Origin of the sequence: Stenotrophomonas sp. NPDC077420 (genome assembly GCF_044543385.1) — a bacterium.
GTDB lineage: Bacteria > Pseudomonadota > Gammaproteobacteria > Xanthomonadales > Xanthomonadaceae > Stenotrophomonas.
In genome coordinates this window covers 123347-141038 of sequence record NZ_JBITVZ010000002.1, presented here as the reverse complement: position 1 = coordinate 141038, position 17692 = coordinate 123347, and the positions used below count along the sequence as shown (strand labels likewise).

The following is a 17692-nucleotide window of genomic DNA, read 5'->3' as shown; positions in this document are numbered from 1 at the left end:
GAAGCGCTGTACGGAGGCGGGTCATCAATCGGGCGCGTGGCGACGCGTTCGTCAGATCGGCCCCCAAGCGTCAGGGGGCGCGGGCGGCATGTGACCCTGCGCGTCGCCTGTTGCCCCTGTTCAGGCTTCACGCGATCATGGCGTCGCGCTGCGCACTATCGCGACAGTCGCCGCAGGAGACACCGCCCATGGCATCGGTCACCCCGCCCGGATTGGCGTATGAGGTCGAGCACGATCTGGCCCGCCACCGCTTCCAGGCCCAGGTCCAGGGGTATCTGGCCCTGCTGGACTACCAGATCAAGCGCAAGCGGATGGTCATCACCCACACCGAGGTGCCCGATGCCATCGGTGGGCGCGGCATCGCCGGGGAGTTGACCAAGGTCGCCCTGCGCTACGCACGCGACAACAAGCTCAAGGTGGTGCCGGCGTGTGCCTACGCCGAGCAGTTCTTCGAGCGTCACACCGAATACCAGGACCTGCTGGTGTCGGAGTAGTCACCGGATTTTTCACGGACGACGAATCATCATGCTGGGTTTCAACAAGGGGATAGCAATGAACATCGCAGGAAACCGCCGCGCGCTGCAGACCGGTGCGCTGGCGTTGGCCGTGGGGCTGGTGCTGCTGGGTGGCTGCAAGCGCGAGGCGGACACTGCTGCCGCACCGGCCGCCGATGCCACCGCGGCGCAGCCGGACGCCACCCCGCCGCAGGCTGCCGTGGAGGCGCCATTGGCATTGCGTGATGTGATCGAAAATACCCCGCAGGCGGTGGTGGGCATCAGCTATCCGCAGGATGTCAATCGGTACCCCGGCCTTGCCAAGGCACTGTCGGACTACGCCACGGCCGCCCGCGCAGAACTGCAGCAGGCCGTGGACGGGCTGGGCAATGACAAGCCGACCATGCCGTATGAGCTGTCACTGACGTTCGAGAAGGTACTGGACACCCCGCAGCTGGTGGTGATCAGTGCCGACGGCAGCCGCTATACCGGCGGTGCCCACGGCGAACCGCTGGTCGCCCGTTTCGTGTGGCTGCCTGAAACCCAGACCATGCTCACCGCCGACAAGCTGATGCCCGATGGCAAGGGCTGGGCGGTGGTCAGCGATTACATCGCCGACCAGCTCAAGGAGCGGGTCGCCACGCGGTTGAGCAGTGAAGACATGGAGCCGGGCCAGCTGCAGGAGGCCCTGCGCAGCGCCAGCCGCATGATCGCCGACGGCACCGGGGCCAGCGCCGACAACTTCAGCCAGTTCCAGCCAATGACCGATGCGAACGGGCTGATCACCGCCGTGCGCTTCGTGTTCCCGCCATACCAGGTGGGACCGTATTCGGACGGGACCCAGACCGTGGACGTGCCCGCCGCCGTGCTGGCACCGCACGTCGCGCCGGCCTATGCCCCGTTGTTCGCCAAGGGCTAGTGGAGGGAAACCGTGGACGTGGGGCTGCAACGGCGGGTGATCGAGTTGCTGCACGAGGCGGACGTCACCGTTGGCGGTGAGCGTCCGCACGACCTCCGCGTCCACGACCCCCACTTCTATGCCCGCGTCATCGCGCAGGGATCGCTGGGCCTGGGCGAGAGCTACATGGACGGGCAGTGGGACGCCCCATCACTGGATGGCTTCCTCCTGCACCTGATGCAGGCCCATCTGGATGAGCGTGTGCACGGCTGGCGCGAACTGGGCGATGCGCTCAAGGCGCGGCTGTTCAACCTGCAGGCCGGCGGCGGCAGCCTGGAGGTCGGCCGCCGCCACTACGACCTGGGCAACGACCTGTACCACGCCATGCTCGGCAAGCGGCTGGTGTACAGTTGCGGGTACTGGGCGCAGGCCAGCGACCTGGACAGCGCACAGGAGGCCAAGCTCGACCTGATCTGCCGCAAGCTCGGGCTGCGCCCGGGCCAGCGCGTGCTCGACATCGGCTGTGGCTGGGGCGAGGCACTGAAGTTCGCTGCCGAACGCTACGGCGTCTCCGGCGTCGGTATCACCATTTCTCAGGAGCAGGCCGACTTCGCTCGCGAGCTGTGCGCGGGGCTGCCGATCGAGATCCGCCTGCAGGACTACCACGAGGTGGACGAGCGCTTCGACGCGATCCTGTCGGTGGGCATGTTCGAGCACGTCGGCGACAAGAACTACCGCGGCTACTTCGAGATGGCGCGACGCTGCCTGGCACCGGACGGGCTGTTCCTGCTGCACAGCATCGGCAGCAATCTCTCGCGGCACCGCACCGATCCGTGGATTGCGCGCTACATCTTTCCCAACTCGATGCTGCCGTCGGCCGCGCAGATCACCGCCGCATGCGAAGGCCTGTTCGTGCTGGAGGACTGGCACAGCTTCGGCCCGGACTACGACCGCACGCTGCAGGCGTGGCGCGCCAACGTGGAAGCGGCCTGGTCGCAGCTGGACCCGCAACGTTACGATGAACGCTTCAAGAGCATGTGGCGCTTCTACCTGGCTGGCTCGATGGCCAGCTTCCGCTGCCGGCACGCACAGCTGTGGCAGCTGGTGCTGTCGCCCCATGGCGTGCCGGGCGGGTATATCGCGCCGAGGTGATCGCACGCGAACGGTGTGGCATGGCCATGCGTGTCCGCGATGAAGCTGACGAAAAAAAACCGCCCGGCATCTGCCGGGCGGTTCTGACTTACAGGCGCGTTACTTCTTTTCCGGAACCAGCCCACGCTTTTCCAGCAGCGGTTCGATCTGCGGCTCGTGGCCGGCGAAATCGCGGAACAGCTGCATCGCGTCCACGCTGCCGCCCTTGGAGAGCAGGGTGGCGCGGAAGTGGTCGCCGTTCTTGCGGCTCAGGCCGCCGTTGTCGCGGAACCACTTCTGGGTGTTGGCGTCCAGCACTTCCGACCAGATGTAGGCGTAGTAGCCGGCCGAGTAGCCGCCCATGATGTGGCTGAAGTACGGGGTCCTGTAGCGCGGCGGCACCGGTGCGTAGTAGATGCCGTCCTTCTCCAGCGCCGCGCGCTCGAAGGCCATCACGTCCTTGGCGGCCGGCACCTGGTCCGGGCCGATCTGGTGCCAGCGCTGGTCCAGCATGGCGGCGCCCAGGTATTCGGTGGTGGCAAAGCCCTGGTTGAACTTGGCTGCGGCCAGCACCTTGTCCAGCAGCGCCTGCGGCATGGCGGTGCCGTTGCGGTAGTCCTTGGCGTAGTTCTTCAGGATCAGCGGATTGTCGGCCCACATCTCGTTGACCTGCGAGGGGAACTCGACGAAGTCGCGCGGCACCGAGGTGCCGGAGAAGTAGGGGTACTTCACGTTCGAGAACATGCCATGCAGGGCGTGGCCGAACTCGTGGAAGGTGGTGGTCACTTCATCCCAGGTCAGCAGGGTCGGCTGGCCGGCCGGCGGCTTGGGAATGTTGAGGTGATTGGCCACCACCGGCTTGAAGCCGGTCAGTGCGGACTGCTGCACGTAGGCGTTCATCCATGCACCGCCACGCTTGGACGCGCGGGCATAGGGGTCGAAGATGAAGATCGCCAGCTGGCTGCCATCGGCATCGAACACGTCGTACACGGTGACGTCGTCGTGGTACACCGGCAGGTCGGTGCGCTGCTTGAAGCTCAGGCCGTATTCCTGGTTGGCGGCGAAGAACACGCCGTTTTCCAGCACGTTCTTCAGCTCGAAGTACGGCTTGAGCTGGGATTCGTCGAAGTTGTACTTGGCCTGGCGCACCTTCTCGCTGTAGAAGGCCCAATCCCACGCCTCAAGCTTGAAGGTCGGCTTGCCGGCGGCCTTCTGTTCCTTGTCGATCATCGCCTGCAGGTCGGCGGCTTCGCGCTTGGCGTTGGCCACCGCGGCCGGGGCCAGCTGGCCCAGCATCGCGTTGACCGCTTCGGGGGTCTTGGCGGTCTGGTTGGTCAGGTTGTAGGCGGCGAAGTTTTCGAAGCCCATCAGCTTGGCCTTGTCGGCGCGCAGCTGCATGATGCGCGCGACCAGCGCGGTGTTGTCGAACTCGCCACCGCGGCTGCCACGGGTGACCGAAGCATCGTAGATCTTCTTGCGCAGGTCGCGGTTGGTCAGGTTGGTCAGCGGCGGCTGGCCGGTGGTGTTGAGCAGGGCGATGACGTACTTGCCGTCCAGCTTGCGGGCCTTGGCGGCTTCGGCAGCGGCGGCGATCTGCTCGGTCGACAGGCCGTCGAGCTGCTTGACGTCATCGACGATGACGGCCGAGGCGTTGACCTCGTTCTGCACATTCTGGCTGAACTTGGTGCCCAGGTTGGCCAGCTCGGCATTCATCGCCTTGAGCTTGGTCTTGTCGGCCTCGTTGAGCTTGGCGCCGGCGCGCACGTAGCTCTCGTAGTACTTCTCGACCAGGCGCACGCCTTCGGCATCCAGCCCTAGCTGGGTGCGGGTGTCATACAGGGCCTGGATGCGGGCGAACAGTTTGCCGTTCAGCGCGATCGCATCGCCGTGCGCGGCGAACTTCGCCGAGTAGTCGGCCTGCAGCTTCTTGCGCGCGTCGTTGGTGTCGGCGCCGACCAGGCTGAAGAACACGGTGGTGGCGCGGTCCAGGGTGTCACCGCTCTTTTCCAGGGCGATGAGGGTGTTGTCGAAGGTCGGCTTGGCCTTGTTGTTGGCGATGGCCTCCACTTCCTTCAGCTGCTGGGCCATGCCGGCGTCGAAGGCGGGGGCGAAGTCGCTGTCCTTGATCTTGTCGAACTGCGGGTAGTGCAGCGGCAGCGGGCTGTCGGCGAAGAACGGGTTGGCCTGCTGGGCAGCGTTGGCGGCCGGGGTGGCGGCCACGGCGGAGTAGGCGGGCAGGGCAAGGCCGAGGGTCACGGCGACGGCAAGGGCAAGACGGGTGGTCAAGGGGTAATCTCCGGTCAGACAAGTGCCCGAGCGTAACCCGGGCCGAGGGGCGCGGGCTTGTGTCGAAAGGCATGTGCGAGGGGGAGGGCGGCTCTACAATGACCCCCACCCCTCATCGGAGTACTTCCATGGCCACCGCCTTCGATTTCTCGTTCGTGGACCTCAACGGCCAGCCGCAGGCGCTGGACCAGTACCGGGGCAAGGCGCTGCTGCTGGTGAACGTGGCCAGCAAGTGCGGCTTCACGCCGCAGTACGCAGGGCTGGAAGCGCTGTGGCGCGAGTATCGCGAGCGTGGGCTGGTGGTGATCGGATTCCCCTGCGACCAGTTCGGCCACCAGGAGCCGGGCGATGCCGGTGAGATCCGCAGCTTCTGTTCTCTGACCTACGAGGTGGACTTCCCGCTGTCGGAGAAGATCGACGTCAACGGCGGCAACGCCCATCCGCTGTGGGCGTGGCTCAAGGCCGAGAAGTCAGGGCTGCTCGGCCTGAGCGGGATCAAATGGAACTTCAGCAAGTTCCTGGTCGGGCGCGATGGCAAGGTGCTCGAACGCTACGCCCCCACGGACAAACCGCAAAGCCTGCGCGGCGATATCGAGGCTGCGTTGGGGTGAGCGCTGGACACGCATGGCGTGTCCCACGCGATGCGTCCGACATGCCGCGGCGGTTACTTCTCGACGAACGCGCGCTCGAACACGTAATGCCCCGGCGTGCCGATCCGCGGCGAGGTCTGGAAACCCCGTGCGTCCAGCACGCTGCGCAGGTCGGCCAGCATCTGCGGGCTGCCGCAGATCATCGCGCGGTCGTTTTCCGGGCTCAGCGCCGGCAGGCCCAGGGTGCGCTGCATCTCGCCGCTTTCCATCAGCGAGGTCAGCCGGCCCTGGTTCGGGAACGGTTCGCGGGTCACCGCCGGGTAGTACAGCAGCTTGTCGCCGATCATCTCGCCCAGGAACTCATGCTCGCGCAGTTCCTTCTCGAACAGGTCGCGGTAGGCCAGGTCCTTTTCGTAGCGCACGCCGTGGGTCAGGATCACCCTGTCGAAGCGCTCGTAGGTTTCCGGGTCCTTGATCACCGACAGCCACGGCGCCAGGCCGGTGCCGGTGCCCAGCAGGTACAGGTGCCTGCCCGGGTGCAGGTCGCTGATCAGCAGGGTGCCGGTGGGCTTTTTGCCGACCAGCACCTTGTCGCCCGGCTTGATGTGCTGCAGGCGCGAGGTCAGCGGGCCGTCCTGCACCTTGATGCTGAAGAACTCGAGATTTTCTTCCCAGTTCGCGCTGGCGATGGAATAAGCGCGCAGCAGCGGGCGCGCCTCGGTTTCCAGGCCGATCATCACGAACTGGCCGTTCTCGAAGCGGAAACCGCTGTCGCGGGTCGTGGTGAAGCTGAAGTAGGCGTCGGTCCAGTGACGGACCTCAAGCACCGTTTCGGCGCCGAAAGCGGAAGACATGGGGGTGGGGTCTGATCTGTGTTGTCCTGCTCAGTTTATCTCAAATGAGATAAATTCTCATTGAACCCGGGTGAGGCGGGTTCTGCCCGGCTGCTTCAGCGGTAACCGGCCGCCTGCAGTTCGAACAGCTCCGCATAGCGCCCGCCCTGCGCCATCAGTTCGGCGTGGGTCCCGCTGGCCTCGATCCGGCCCCCGGCCAGTACCAGGATCCGGTCGGCCATGCGGACCGACGAGAACCGGTGGGAAATCAGCACGGCCGTGCGGTTGTCCGACAGTTCCTTGAAGCGCTGGAAGACCTCGAACTCGGCACGGGCATCCAGCGCGGCGGTCGGTTCATCCAGGATCATCACCTGCGCGTCGCGCATGTAGGCGCGGGCGATGGCGATCTTCTGCCACTGCCCGCCGGACAGGTCCACGCCCTGCTTGAACCGGCGCCCGATCAGCTGCTCGTAGCCCTGCGGCAGGCCGGCGATCACATCCTCGGCCATGCCACGGCGCGCGGCGTCGCGGATGCGCGCATCGTCGGTCATCGCCTCGACCAGGCCTACCCCGATGTTCTCGCCGGCACTGAGGTTGTAGCGCACGAAGTCCTGGAAGATCACGCCCATGTTGGCGCGCAGGTCGTCCAGGTCGTAGTCGCGCAGGTCCCGGCCATCGAGCAGGATCCGGCCCTCATCCGGGTCGTACAGCCGCGCCAGCAGCTTCACCAGCGTGGTCTTGCCCGCGCCGTTCTCCCCGACCAGGGCCAGCACTTCGCCGGCGCGCAGCTCGAAATCGAGATGGCGCACTGCCCAGCTTTCCGCGTCGGGATACTGGAAGCCGACGTTCTCGAACACGAAGCCGCGGGTGATCGGCTGCGGCACCGGGACCGCGTCGGGGCGCGAATGGATCTCCGGCTCGATCTGGAAGAACGAGAACAGGTCGTCCAGGTACAGCGCCTGGCTGGCCACCTGCGAAAAACCGATCAGCAGCCCTTCCAGCAGCTGGCGCAGGCGCAGGAAGCTGCCGGCCAGGAAGGTGAGGTCGCCGATGGAAAAGTCGCCGCGCACCGTGCGCCAGGCGATGTAGGCATAGGCGGTGTAGTAGCCGAGCGTGCCCAGGGCGGCCAGCAGGGTGCCCCAGAACGCGCGTTTGCGCGCCAGCGCGCGGTTGGCGCGGAAGAACTTGTCGGCCAGGAACCGGTAGCGGTCGATCAGGAAGCGGTGGAGGTTGAAGATCTTCACCTCCTTGGCGGTCTCCACGCTCGCGCCGATCTGGCGCAGGTAGTCCAGCTGCCGCCGCTCCGGGGTCCACTGGAAGTTGAGGCTGTAGCCGGCCGCGTTGAAGTGCGATTCGCCGATGAAGGCGGGCACCAGTGCCACCGCCAGCAGCAGGATCAGCCACGGCGCATACACCAGCAGGCCCACGGCGAGGCTGGCGACGGTGATGGCGTCCTGCACCTGGCCGAACAGCTGGCTCATCAGGTTCATCCGGCCCATGGTCTGGCGCCGGGCGCGGTCCAGCTTGTCCTGCAGGTCCGGATCCTCGAAGTCCTCCAGGTCCAGCTCTGCCGCGTGTTCCATCAGGCGCACGCTGGTGACGTTGGTGAACAGCTCCGAGAGCAGGGTGTCGGCGTAGGCGACGATGCGGCCGAGCAGGTCCGAGGCGATGGCCAGGCCGAACTCCAGCGCCAGCAGGCCCAGCAGGGGATTGAGCAGGCCGCTGTACAGCGCTTCATCGAATGGCGGGAAGCCGGCCTCGTGCCGGCTCAGCAGCAGCGCCGCATCGATGATGAGCTTGCCCACGTACAGCATTGCCACCGGCAGCAACGCGCGGATGACGCGCAGCCCCAGGCTGGCGCTGGCCAGTGCCGGACTGGTCTGCCAGACCTGGCGCAGGAACGGGGGCAGGTTGCGCATTGCCTGGAAGCGCTCGCGCAGGCTGGGATTCTTCGGGCCGGAAGCGCCGGCGGCGGGGGAGGCAGGCATGGCCAACATTGTGCCCGTGCTGGACGTGAGTGTCCGGTGGGTACCACGCGCGACGGCGGCACACGCCGGCCCAGCCTCAGCCGGCCCGGCCACCGGCAGGTGCCCGCCACAGGGCCCGGCGCCGTTGTCGGGAGTGATTCCCACCACCGTCGGGCCGGGGCGCTAAAATGGTGGGCTTACCCCCCGCCAGCCCCCGAGCAAGCGAGCATTACGTGACATCGATCAAGCAGGAAGACCTCATCCAGTCCATCGCCGACGCGCTGCAGTACATCTCGTACTACCACCCGGTCGATTACATCAAGAGCCTTGCCGCCGCCTACGAGCGCGAGGAATCGCCGGCGGCGAAGGAGGCGATGGCCCAGATCCTGATCAATTCCCGCATGTGCGCCGAAGGCCACCGGCCGATCTGCCAGGACACCGGCATCGTCACCGTGTTCCTGGAGGTGGGGATGAACGTGCGTTGGGACGACGCCACCATGAGCCTGGAAGACATGGCCAATGAAGGCGTGCGCCGGGCGTACAACCACCCGGACAACAAGCTGCGCGCCTCGGTGCTGGCCGATCCGGCCGGCAAGCGCGTCAATACGAAGGACAACACCCCGGGCGTGGTCAACATGAAGATCGTGCCGGGCGACACCGTGGACGTGATCGTGGCGGCCAAGGGCGGCGGTTCCGAAGCCAAGAGCAAGTTCGCCATGCTCAACCCGTCCGACTCCATCGTCGACTGGGTGCTCAAGACCGTGCCGACCATGGGCGCCGGCTGGTGCCCGCCGGGCATGCTCGGCATCGGCATCGGCGGCACTGCTGAAAAGGCGATGCTGCTGGCCAAGGAATCGCTGATGGAGCCGATCGACATCAACGAACTCAAGGCCCGGGGCGCCTCCAACCGCGCCGAAGAACTGCGCCTGGAGCTGTACGACAAGGTCAACGCGCTGGGCATCGGCGCACAGGGCCTGGGTGGCCTGACCACGGTGCTGGACATCAAGGTCAAGGACTTCCCGACCCACGCCGCCAACCTGCCGGTGGCGATGATTCCCAACTGCGCCGCCACCCGCCACGCCCACTTCACCCTGGACGGCAGCGGCCCGGTAATGCTGGACCCGCCGTCGCTGGAAGACTGGCCGCAGATCACCTACGACGCCTCCAAGGGCACCCGGGTCGACCTGGACAGCATCACCCCGGAAGACGTGGCCAGCTGGAAGCCGGGCCAGACCCTGCTGCTCAACGGCAAGCTGCTCACCGGCCGCGATGCTGCGCACAAGCGCATGGTGGACATGCTCAACAAGGGCGAGCCGCTGCCGGTCGACCTCAAGGGGCGTTTCATCTATTACGTGGGCCCGGTCGATCCGGTACGCGACGAAGTCGTAGGGCCGGCCGGTCCGACCACCGCGACCCGCATGGACAAGTTCACCCGCCAGGTGCTGGAGCAGACCGGCCTGCTGGGCATGGTCGGCAAGGCCGAGCGTGGCCCGGCCGCGATCGAGGCGATCCGTGACAACAAGTCGGCTTACCTGATGGCGGTGGGCGGCTCGGCCTACCTGGTGTCCAAGGCGATCAAGGCCGCCAAGGTGGTGGGCTTCGCCGACCTGGGCATGGAAGCGATCTACGAGTTCACCGTGCAGGACATGCCGGTGACCGTGGCGGTCGATTCCACCGGTGAATCGGTACACACCACCGGCCCGCGCGAATGGCAGGCCCGCATCGGCAAGATCCCTGTGGTTGTGGCCTGACGGCCCCAACCACCAGGGGGAGCATTCCACCTTATCCCCGCGGCTGTCGCCGCGCCCCCTTGAACAACAAGGGGGCTCCTGGTCGTCGAGGCGGAAGCGGGCTGGCGGGCGCATAATCTTCGGCTTCTGGAATCGGGAGCCGGGCATGGGCGTTACTTTGTATGGGGCCAGCAGCACCGCCTCGCTGGTGGTGCACTGGCTGCTGATCGAACTGGACATCGAGCACGCGCTGGTCCTGCTCGATTTCGCGACCCGCGAACAGAAGTCGGCCGACTACCTGGCGCTGAACCCGGCCGGCCGCGTGCCCACGCTGGTGATCGACGGCCAGGTCCTGACCGAGGCGGCGGCCATCGCGCTGCACCTGGCCGATCTTCACCCGCAGGCGGGATTGCTGCCGGCGCCGGGGACGCAGGCGCGCGCGCAGGCCTATCGCTGGATGTTCTGGTGCGCCAACACCCTGCAGCCGGCGTACCGTGCGTGGTTCTACGCCGACGAGGTGGCCGGGGCTGCGAACGTGGCTGCGGTACGCGACAGTGCGCGGCAACAGCTGGAAGCGGCGTGGGCACGTTTCGCCGGGCACCTGCAGCAGGGCGGCCCGTACGCGCTGGGCGACCACGTCAGCGTGGTGGATTTCATGCTGGTGATGCTGATGCGCTGGTCACGCAACATGCCCGTGCCCAGCGACACCTGGCCGGAACTGAAGGCCTACGCCGGGCGCATGAAAGCGCGCCCGGCGTTCGCCGAGGTCTATCGCCGCGAAGGCATCACCGACTGGGCCTGAGAGGGCGCTACCGGTCAGTACCACTCCAGCAGGGATACGCCTACGCCCACGTAGGTTGCCTTGTGGTTGTAGTCGATCATGCTCTCGCCGTAGCCGTCGAAGACCTGCACATGGCCGCGCAGCAGGTTGCTGATCGGGAAGCCGTAATCCAGCTGCAGCGCCCCGTGCGACCGGTCGCCGCCGCGCAGCGAATGTCGCGCCATCAGCGAGACCTCGTGACCGTTGCGGTTCCAGGTCAGGGTCGCGTCGCCGCGGCCCATGTAGTCTTCGATGTCCGGGTTGTTGTCGTCTTCGCGGTCTTCCGGCAGCCGGTACCACGGCCGCAGCACCAGTGCCCAGTTCTCGCGGTCCAGCCCGATGGTGGCGATCACCCGGTTCCAGCTGCGCGACAGCGGGTCGGCGCGGCCGTTGGACATGTGGGTCAGGCTGAGCCCGCTCATGCGCCCGCGCCAGCCGCCGATCGAGTAGCCATTGCGGAACATCATCATGATTTCCGGCTCGTAATTGGTTTCGCGGAACGGGCGCGAATTGTCGGCGTTGTAGGCCTGCCAGCGCGAGCTCTGGGTATACCCGGCCCAGATGTCCCCATTGTCGCCGAACACGTTCTCCCACACCTTGGTCTTGAAGCTCAGCTGGAATTTCAGCTCATTGCTGTCCAGCTGCTGCGGGGTGGTCACCGTGTTGTCCGGATTGGGCGACTGCGGCGTCTGGTTCTTGTCGCTGGTCCAGAACGCCGGCAGCAGGTAGACCGGCTTGTAGGCCCGCAGCTGGAACGCGCCCAGTTTGGAGTCCTGCGCCAGTTCCCAGCGGCTGTCCAGCAGCGAGCCTTTGCCGGCATTGGCCAGCGCCGCTTCATGGCCGTCATTCTTGAATACCTCGCCCAGGCGTTGCTTCACCCGTTCGGTGGCCGGGGCATCGGGGGTACGCGCGGCCTGGCGCTCTTCGCGCCGTTCCTGCTTGGCGGCGATCGCCGCCGCATCGGCGGCCTGGGTGGTTTCCGCGGTCGGCCGGAACAGTTTGTCGTAGCAGGCCAGGCGCGCCGCATCGGTGCCCACCTGGGCACACGCCTCGGGTGTGGCCGGGGTGGGCGACAGCTCCTGGGCGGCCAGCGGCAGGCTGGCGGTGGCCAGGGCCAGGGCGGAGAACAGGGCCGAACGGGGGCGGTGGGTCATGGGGGCGAGCCGGTGAAGGGAAGGAACCGGAACAGTGTGGCCGCTGCCCCGGATTCCCGCCAGCGCGAAACTACTGACGGGATCAGCGCGTATATGCCGGTGGCTACCGTGCGCGGAGCGTGAAAACCGAAGGGGCTCAGAAGAACCAGGCGAAACAGAAGATGCCCAGCATCGCGATCACCAGGGCCAGTTTGAGTGCGACGCCGAGCAGGATGCCCAGCCAGGTGGCCAGCCCGACCTTGGTGGACCGGCCCAGTTCGCGGGTGTGCCAGTACTCGCCCAGCAGCGCACCGGCCAGCGGTCCTGCGAACAGGCCGATGGGCATGAAGAACAGGCCGACGATGCTGCCGATGAAGGTGCCCCACAGCGCCTTGCGGCTGGCCCCGACGCGCTTGGCCCCCACCAGGGTGGCGATCACGTCAACCGCGAACGACGCCAGCGTCAGCAGCCCAAGCACGGTCAACGGCACCCAGCCCACGTGCACGAAGTCATCGGCCCATGCGGCCACCAGCAGGCCGGCGAACACGAGCGGGATGCCAGGAAGGGCAGGCAGCACGATGCCGGCAATGCCGACCAGGACCAGTACGACCGCGATCACGTAAAAGATGAATGAAGGGTCCATGCGTTGCCGTATGTTTGCCGAATTTGGGTTGACAAATATGAAATAAGCCAGTTGCTTTTTAATTTTGCCCGGGTTAAGTTGCAGTCGCTGAGCTTGGCAAGGTCACCGTGGATCGTGGCCTGATGATGGTAGATCTTCTGGATCCGTTCCATCGATGCACCTCGCTTCCCCCTTGCTGTCAGCCGCCCGCCAGGGCGTAACCAACGACATAGCAGAGACACCAGGGAGTAAGTGTGATGGCTGAGCGTGAGACCGGTACCGTGAAGTGGTTCAATGACGCCAAGGGCTTCGGCTTCATCAGCCGTGAGAACGGCGAGGACGTGTTCGTGCATTTCCGCGCGATCCAGTCCCAGGGCTTCAAGAGCCTCAAGGAAGGCCAGAAAGTGAACTTCACCGTCGTGCAGGGCCAGAAGGGCCTGCAGGCCGACGCTGTCGAAGCGATCTGACCTTTGCAGTCGCGTTACGAAAAAAGGCCCGCGCAAGCGGGCCTTTTTTCTGTCGGCAGCGGTCTGGATCAGCGGATGACCACGCGCCCGTTGACCACGCGCACGTAGGTGTTTTCGCGGATGCCACCCAGGTCGCGCTGGTTGACCACCACGGTGCGGCCATCGTCCATGCGCACGGTGATGTCGAAGGTATCGCTGGTGACGTTCTTCTGGATCTGGTTGCCGGCCAGCGCGCCACCCACCGCGCCTGCGGCGGCGGCGATGTTCTGGTTGCCCTTGCTGCCACCGGTGTGGTCGGAGATCTCATGCCCGGCCACGGCACCGACCAGGCCGCCAAGGATCGCGCCCGTGGCGCTCGGCGCGGTGCGGCCGGAAGCCACCTGGTTGATCCGGGTCACGATGCCGCAGTCGGCGCAGCGGTTGGTGTTGTAGTTGCCACCGGTGTTGTAGCCGCTGTTGTTGTAGCCGTTGTTGTAGCCGCCACCGCCGTAACCGGGCGAGGTGGCGCAACCGGCCAGTGCGACGGTGGCAACGGCGGCTGCGGCAATGAGTTGGATCTTCATGGTGGTTCTCCTGGCCAGAAGGGGTGGTCGTGAATGCGTCTGGGGCGCATGGCGCAGATCCTGTCGTGTCCTGCGTGAACAGGGCGCCAATCCAGTCCTCACTTCGTGGCTGGCAGATGAATCAGCGGAAATCCTGGTGGCAGGCCTTGCAGTCGGCCTGGATCTTTTCCACCAGCGTGCCCATCGCGGCGCAGTCGGTGGGCGGGGCGGCCAGCGCGCCGTTGAGGGTCGCGCGCAGGCCGCTGGCGTGCTGCTGGAACTGCGCGTTGTCGCGCAGATCCGGGAAGGCCAGGTCCAGATCGTTGGACAGCGAGCGCAGCGTCTGCAGGCGCGGCACGCTGTCGGCCAGGCTGCAGCGATTCTGCGCCTGCGCATCGCCAAGCAGCGCGACCTGGCGCTGCATCACCTGCATCAGGCTGCCGGGGAACGGGTCCTGCCGCGCCTGGATCGCGCGCGACACCATCACCGTAGCAACCAGGCCCACCACCAGGCCGAGCCCGGCCACGAACAGATAGCGGTACGCCGCAGACGGGCGACGGGTCGGGGCAGGGTGGTTCATGGCGGCGGCTTCCTCATGGGTGGCTCGCTGCATCCTACCCGCGGCGCGCGGCGGTCGTACATGCCGGGCACCGGGCCGTCTAAAATGGCGGCCATGAATGACGTATTGCGCGAACGCTTTGCCGGCATCGACCGGTTGTATGGAGTGGGCACCGTCGACCGGTTGTCGCGCCGCCGGGTAGCGGTGGTCGGCATGGGCGGGGTCGGCTCGTGGGTGGTGGAAGCGCTGGCGCGCACGGCGGTGGGGCACCTGACCCTGATCGACGCCGACGACATCTGCGTGTCCAATACCAACCGCCAGCTGCCGGCACTGGCCGGGCACTACGGGCGCAACAAAGCCGAGGCGATGGCCGAGCGCTGTGTTGCCATCAATCCGGACATCCACGTGGACGCGGTGGCGTCCTTCCTCACCGTGTCGAACATGGTCGAGCTGCTCGACCGCGACTTCGACCTGGTGATCGACGCCTGCGACAGCTTCCGGGTCAAGGTGGAAACCATCGCCTGGTGCCGCCGTCGCAAGCTGCCGATCCTGACCGTGGGCGCCGCCGGTGGTCGCACCGACCCGACCCTGGTGCGCATCCGCGACGTCTCGCGCACCGAGCATGACGCGATGCTGGCGCTGATCCGCAAGAAGCTGCGCAGCGACTTCAACTTTCCGAAGAACGCCTCGCGCTACTTCGGGGTGCCGGCGGTGTATTCGCTGGAGAACGTGAAGTACCCCCAGGCCGATGGCAGCGTCTGCGGCGTGCGCCCGCAGCTGGGCGCCGATGCCGCGTTGAAGCTGGACTGCGGCGCCGGTCTGGGCGCGGCCACGCACATCACCGGCGCATTCGCGTTCGCGGCGGTGAGCAAGGCGCTGGAGATGTTGCTGCGTAGTGACACGCCACGCGTGTCTGCGGGGTAGCCGGCATTGCGTGGGACACGCGTGGCGTATCGCTGCGCGGGGAGCGCGACATCGCACACAGGGCGGCGTGGTTATCCCAGCCCGAACAGCCTGCGTGCATTTGCCGTGGTCTGTTCTGCAATGGTCTCCGCCGGCTCGCCGCGCAAGCGGGCCACGGTGTCGGCGATTACCGTCAACCGTCCCGGCTCATTGCGCTGCCCGCGTATGCCGACGTCGGGCTGGTCCGGCGCGTCGGTTTCCAACAGCAGCTGCTCCAGCGGCAGCTGGGTCACCAGACGCCGCAGGCGCTGGGCGCGGTCGTAGGTCAGTGGGCCGCCGAGGCCGACCAGGAAACCCAGCTTGTGCAGCTGCGCGGCCTGTTCCGGGCTGCCCGGGAAGCTGTGGATCACCCCGCGCAGGCCGCCCACCTGCTTGATGGCGACGATCACCGCATCCACGGCGCGGCGCGCGTGCACGATGACCGGCAGGTCGAATTCGCGCGCGATCCGCAGCTGCCCGTCGAAGTAGAACTGCTGCTGTTCCGGATCCAGGCCTTCGACGAAGAAATCCAGCCCGCATTCGCCCACCGCACAGGGGTGCTCCAGCGCGATCCACTCGCGCAGCTGGTCCAGGTGCTCCGGGCGATGCTGGTCCAGGAACATCGGGTGCAGCCCGTACGCCGGATACAGCCCCTCGGCCAGCCGGCAGGTCTCGCGCAGCTTGGGCCAGCTCGCGGCGGTCACGGCGGGCACCACCTGGGTGTGTACGCCGGCCGCCTGTGCGCGCGTGATCACCTGGGCGCGGTCGTGATCGAACTCGTCGGCGTCCAGGTGGCAGTGGCTGTCGATCAGGCTCACGCGTCGCGTCGGTCCAGGCGCGGTGGCAGGGTGTCGCTTCGACGCTTCCAGTTGGCCAGCAACAGCGTGCCCAGCCCGAACAGGAGTTCGTCCACGAACGGAATCGGGTCTGGGATGAACAAGGTCACCGCAAACAGGGCGGCGGTCACCTTGAACAGGGTGGGGTAACGCAGTCCGCGCGCCCACTTCAGGACTGGCAGCAGCAGGGGACCGGGCATCGCACTCTCCTCGACAGATGATGTAAACGCTATCACGAGCCTTGCAACGACAGAACCTGAATGGGCAAGTGCGGTGTATGCGTCATGTGGAGATTCTGTTCAGGGAGCGCATGCTGGAATCCGCATCAAGAACGTTGCGGATCGTCCGCAGGGAGTCGGTTATGAAAAGCACAACTACTACTGTCCTGGTCGCTGCAGGCGCCCTGCTGGTCGGTGGCATCGCCACCGCCGCCTTCATGAAAAGCGGTAGCTCCGCCGACCCGGTTACCGCCGCCCAGACCCGCCCGAACCTGGACACCACGCCGCTCGTCGACGATGGCGCCGCCACCGACGATGTGGCCGTGGACAAGGCCGGCCGCCTGGAATATGCCGACGTGGTCAAGGTCGATCCGCTGACCCAGAAGGAAAAGGCCTACGCCACCGTGATCGGCACCGAGCCGGTGCGCGAGACCTCCACCACCCAGACCCCGCATGAAGTCTGCGAGGACGTGGTGGTGCAGGAACGCCTGCCCGAACGCGACGGCAACGTCGGCGGCACGGTGGCCGGTGCGGTCATCGGTGGCCTGCTGGGCAACCAGGTGGGCGGTGGCAACGGCCGCAAGGCCGCCACCGCCGCTGGCGCCGTGGCCGGTGGCATGATCGGCAACCAGGTCGACAAGCGCCACGTGGGTGGCCGCGTGGTCAACCGCACCGAGCGCCAGTGCCATACCGAGACGGCGACCTCCGAGTCGACCAAGGTGACCGGCTACAACGTTACCTACCGCAACGAAGACGGCACCACCGGCACCATGCGCATGGCCAGCAAGCCGGGCAACCGCATCGCCATGGGCACCACCAGCAATGTCACCGGCTACAACGTGACCTACCGCTACGACGGCGTTGAAAAGACCGTCAAGATGGCCAGCAAGCCGGCCAGCGACCGCCTGCCGGTGGTCGACGGCCAGCTGGTCACCCAGACCGCTGCGCTGGACACCGCCCGCCCGTAATCGGGGCGCGCTGCAGGACGTACGAAGAGGCCGGCATCTTGCCGGCCTCTTTCGTTCTGCGAAGATGGCACCCGGCTTACCAACGGGGTACCCCATGAGCATTTTCGACCTGCGCCTGGAAACCGACCGGCTCATCCTGCGCCCGCCGCGCGCGGAGGACTTCGACGCCTTCCTGCAGTTCTGCACCGATCCGCAGGTGATGCAGCACCTGGGCGGCGTGCAGGCGCCGTCCCAGGCCTGGCGCAGTTTCAGCTGCCTGGCGGGCAGCTGGCACCTGTATGGCTTCTCGATGTTCTCGGTGATCGAGAAGAGCACTGGCGACTGGGTGGGGCGCATGGGGCCGTGGCAGCCGCTGGACTGGCCGGGGACCGAAGTGGGCTGGAGCATCCGCCACGCCAGCTGGGGCAGGGGCTATGCCCCGGAAGCAGCGGTCGCCGCCATCGACTGGGCGTTCGACGCGTTGGGGTGGAACGAGGTCATCCACACCATCGATGCAGCGAACGCGAACTCCAAGGTCGTCGCGCGCAAACTCGGCAGCAGCCTGCTGCGGATCGGCGAGCTGCCACCACCGCACGACGGCAAACCGATCGAGATCTGGGGTCAGTCGCGGCAGCAGTGGAGGACACGCGCGGGCTAGCCCCGGTTTTGTGCACCTG

19 protein-coding genes are annotated in these 17692 nt (G+C 66.6%); 10 read left to right on the top strand and 9 right to left on the bottom strand.

Annotated features, from left to right (window positions below; all coding sequences use genetic code 11):
* Window positions 1–188 precede the first annotated feature (188 nt).
* From ACIGII_RS02655 to cfa, 3 genes are read left to right on the top strand one after another with little or no spacing between them, the layout of a single operon-like run.
* Complete coding sequence (locus ACIGII_RS02655; RefSeq protein ID WP_399634900.1) at window positions 189–494, top strand: GNAT family N-acetyltransferase; 306 nt, start codon at window positions 189–191, stop codon at window positions 492–494.
* Window positions 495–552: 58 nt separating this feature from the next.
* A complete protein-coding gene (locus tag ACIGII_RS02650) occupies window positions 553–1413 on the top strand; it encodes a DUF3298 and DUF4163 domain-containing protein (protein WP_399634897.1) in 861 nt (286 codons plus the stop codon).
* A gap of 12 nt (window positions 1414–1425) precedes the next feature.
* Window positions 1426–2544: a cyclopropane fatty acyl phospholipid synthase gene (cfa, locus tag ACIGII_RS02645; protein ID WP_399634895.1), complete on the top strand. Its 1119-nt coding sequence runs from the start codon at window positions 1426–1428 to the stop codon at window positions 2542–2544.
* A 99-nt stretch (window positions 2545–2643) separates the two neighbouring features.
* Here cfa and ACIGII_RS02640 read toward each other — a convergent pair whose 3' ends face one another.
* On the bottom strand, window positions 2644–4809 hold the full coding sequence (locus ACIGII_RS02640; RefSeq protein WP_399634893.1) for a M3 family metallopeptidase: 2166 nt from the start codon (window positions 4807–4809) through the stop codon (window positions 2644–2646).
* A gap of 128 nt (window positions 4810–4937) precedes the next feature.
* Between ACIGII_RS02640 and ACIGII_RS02635 the strand changes: the two genes are divergently transcribed.
* Window positions 4938–5420, top strand: coding sequence for a glutathione peroxidase (locus ACIGII_RS02635; protein ID WP_399634890.1), 483 nt, complete (start codon window positions 4938–4940; stop codon window positions 5418–5420).
* Window positions 5421–5473: 53 nt separating this feature from the next.
* On the opposite strand, the gene ACIGII_RS02630 is transcribed toward ACIGII_RS02635, so the two are convergent.
* Window positions 5474–6253, bottom strand: coding sequence for a ferredoxin--NADP reductase (locus tag ACIGII_RS02630; protein ID WP_399634888.1), 780 nt, complete (start codon window positions 6251–6253; stop codon window positions 5474–5476).
* A gap of 95 nt (window positions 6254–6348) precedes the next feature.
* The gene (locus ACIGII_RS02625) at window positions 6349–8220 is read right to left on the bottom strand and encodes an ABC transporter ATP-binding protein (protein ID WP_399634887.1); all 1872 of its coding nucleotides are present in this window, start codon (window positions 8218–8220) and stop codon (window positions 6349–6351) included.
* A gap of 212 nt (window positions 8221–8432) precedes the next feature.
* On the opposite strand from ACIGII_RS02625, the gene ACIGII_RS02620 reads away from it, so the two are divergent.
* Both ACIGII_RS02620 and ACIGII_RS02615 read left to right on the top strand, forming a co-directional pair.
* Window positions 8433–9950: a fumarate hydratase gene (locus ACIGII_RS02620; RefSeq protein ID WP_399634884.1), complete on the top strand. Its 1518-nt coding sequence runs from the start codon at window positions 8433–8435 to the stop codon at window positions 9948–9950.
* A 145-nt stretch (window positions 9951–10095) separates the two neighbouring features.
* Window positions 10096–10731, top strand: coding sequence for a glutathione S-transferase family protein (locus ACIGII_RS02615; RefSeq protein WP_399634883.1), 636 nt, complete (start codon window positions 10096–10098; stop codon window positions 10729–10731).
* 14 nt (window positions 10732–10745) lie between these two features.
* Here ACIGII_RS02615 and ACIGII_RS02610 read toward each other — a convergent pair whose 3' ends face one another.
* Both ACIGII_RS02610 and ACIGII_RS02605 read right to left on the bottom strand, forming a co-directional pair.
* Complete coding sequence (locus tag ACIGII_RS02610) at window positions 10746–11903, bottom strand: phospholipase A (protein WP_399634881.1); 1158 nt, start codon at window positions 11901–11903, stop codon at window positions 10746–10748.
* A 136-nt stretch (window positions 11904–12039) separates the two neighbouring features.
* Window positions 12040–12525: a DUF456 domain-containing protein gene (locus tag ACIGII_RS02605; protein ID WP_399634880.1), complete on the bottom strand. Its 486-nt coding sequence runs from the start codon at window positions 12523–12525 to the stop codon at window positions 12040–12042.
* 236 nt (window positions 12526–12761) lie between these two features.
* On the opposite strand from ACIGII_RS02605, the gene ACIGII_RS02600 reads away from it, so the two are divergent.
* The gene (locus tag ACIGII_RS02600) at window positions 12762–12971 is read left to right on the top strand and encodes a cold-shock protein (RefSeq protein WP_399634877.1); all 210 of its coding nucleotides are present in this window, start codon (window positions 12762–12764) and stop codon (window positions 12969–12971) included.
* Between the two features lie 68 nt (window positions 12972–13039).
* Here the strand turns inward: ACIGII_RS02600 and ACIGII_RS02595 are convergent, their stop codons facing one another.
* The gene (locus tag ACIGII_RS02595) at window positions 13040–13534 is read right to left on the bottom strand and encodes a glycine zipper 2TM domain-containing protein (protein ID WP_399634876.1); all 495 of its coding nucleotides are present in this window, start codon (window positions 13532–13534) and stop codon (window positions 13040–13042) included.
* A gap of 121 nt (window positions 13535–13655) precedes the next feature.
* Window positions 13656–14093 (bottom strand): hypothetical protein, encoded by a 438-nt coding sequence (locus tag ACIGII_RS02590; RefSeq protein WP_399634875.1) that lies wholly within the window; start codon window positions 14091–14093, stop codon window positions 13656–13658.
* Between the two features lie 93 nt (window positions 14094–14186).
* Between ACIGII_RS02590 and ACIGII_RS02585 the strand changes: the two genes are divergently transcribed.
* Window positions 14187–14996, top strand: a complete 810-nt coding sequence (locus ACIGII_RS02585; RefSeq protein WP_399634873.1) for a ThiF family adenylyltransferase — start codon at window positions 14187–14189, stop codon at window positions 14994–14996.
* Between the two features lie 71 nt (window positions 14997–15067).
* On the opposite strand, the gene ACIGII_RS02580 is transcribed toward ACIGII_RS02585, so the two are convergent.
* Complete coding sequence (locus ACIGII_RS02580; protein ID WP_399634872.1) at window positions 15068–15832, bottom strand: TatD family hydrolase; 765 nt, start codon at window positions 15830–15832, stop codon at window positions 15068–15070.
* Entirely contained in the window at window positions 15829–16050 is a 222-nt protein-coding gene (locus tag ACIGII_RS02575; RefSeq protein WP_399634871.1) for a DUF6116 family protein, read from the bottom strand. Before ACIGII_RS02575 ends, ACIGII_RS02580 begins: the two co-directional genes overlap by 4 nt.
* A 161-nt stretch (window positions 16051–16211) precedes the next feature.
* Here ACIGII_RS02575 and ACIGII_RS02570 point away from each other — a divergent pair, with 161 nt between their 5' ends.
* Complete coding sequence (locus ACIGII_RS02570) at window positions 16212–17036, top strand: glycine zipper 2TM domain-containing protein (protein WP_399634869.1); 825 nt, start codon at window positions 16212–16214, stop codon at window positions 17034–17036.
* Window positions 17037–17130: 94 nt separating this feature from the next.
* The gene (locus tag ACIGII_RS02565) at window positions 17131–17673 is read left to right on the top strand and encodes a GNAT family N-acetyltransferase (protein ID WP_399634867.1); all 543 of its coding nucleotides are present in this window, start codon (window positions 17131–17133) and stop codon (window positions 17671–17673) included.
* Window positions 17674–17692 lie beyond the last annotated feature (19 nt).

What these genes read in the sequence shown, in the direction of transcription:
- ACIGII_RS02565 (WP_399634867.1), top strand. Translation starts at nt 17,131, where the DNA reads ATGAGCATTTTCGACCTGCGCCTGGAAACCGACCGGCTCATCCTGCGC.
- ACIGII_RS02630 (WP_399634888.1), bottom strand. Translation starts at nt 6,253, where the DNA reads ATGTCTTCCGCTTTCGGCGCCGAAACGGTGCTTGAGGTCCGTCACTGG.
- ACIGII_RS02575 (WP_399634871.1), bottom strand. Translation starts at nt 16,050, where the DNA reads ATGCCCGGTCCCCTGCTGCTGCCAGTCCTGAAGTGGGCGCGCGGACTG.
- ACIGII_RS02570 (WP_399634869.1), top strand. Translation starts at nt 16,212, where the DNA reads ATGAAAAGCACAACTACTACTGTCCTGGTCGCTGCAGGCGCCCTGCTG.
- ACIGII_RS02615 (WP_399634883.1), top strand. Translation starts at nt 10,096, where the DNA reads ATGGGCGTTACTTTGTATGGGGCCAGCAGCACCGCCTCGCTGGTGGTG.
- ACIGII_RS02625 (WP_399634887.1), bottom strand. Translation starts at nt 8,220, where the DNA reads ATGCCTGCCTCCCCCGCCGCCGGCGCTTCCGGCCCGAAGAATCCCAGC.
- ACIGII_RS02610 (WP_399634881.1), bottom strand. Translation starts at nt 11,903, where the DNA reads ATGACCCACCGCCCCCGTTCGGCCCTGTTCTCCGCCCTGGCCCTGGCC.
- ACIGII_RS02605 (WP_399634880.1), bottom strand. Translation starts at nt 12,525, where the DNA reads ATGGACCCTTCATTCATCTTTTACGTGATCGCGGTCGTACTGGTCCTG.
- ACIGII_RS02600 (WP_399634877.1), top strand. Translation starts at nt 12,762, where the DNA reads ATGGCTGAGCGTGAGACCGGTACCGTGAAGTGGTTCAATGACGCCAAG.
- ACIGII_RS02655 (WP_399634900.1), top strand. Translation starts at nt 189, where the DNA reads ATGGCATCGGTCACCCCGCCCGGATTGGCGTATGAGGTCGAGCACGAT.
- ACIGII_RS02650 (WP_399634897.1), top strand. Translation starts at nt 553, where the DNA reads ATGAACATCGCAGGAAACCGCCGCGCGCTGCAGACCGGTGCGCTGGCG.
- ACIGII_RS02585 (WP_399634873.1), top strand. Translation starts at nt 14,187, where the DNA reads ATGAATGACGTATTGCGCGAACGCTTTGCCGGCATCGACCGGTTGTAT.
- ACIGII_RS02635 (WP_399634890.1), top strand. Translation starts at nt 4,938, where the DNA reads ATGGCCACCGCCTTCGATTTCTCGTTCGTGGACCTCAACGGCCAGCCG.
- ACIGII_RS02590 (WP_399634875.1), bottom strand. Translation starts at nt 14,093, where the DNA reads ATGAACCACCCTGCCCCGACCCGTCGCCCGTCTGCGGCGTACCGCTAT.
- ACIGII_RS02595 (WP_399634876.1), bottom strand. Translation starts at nt 13,534, where the DNA reads ATGAAGATCCAACTCATTGCCGCAGCCGCCGTTGCCACCGTCGCACTG.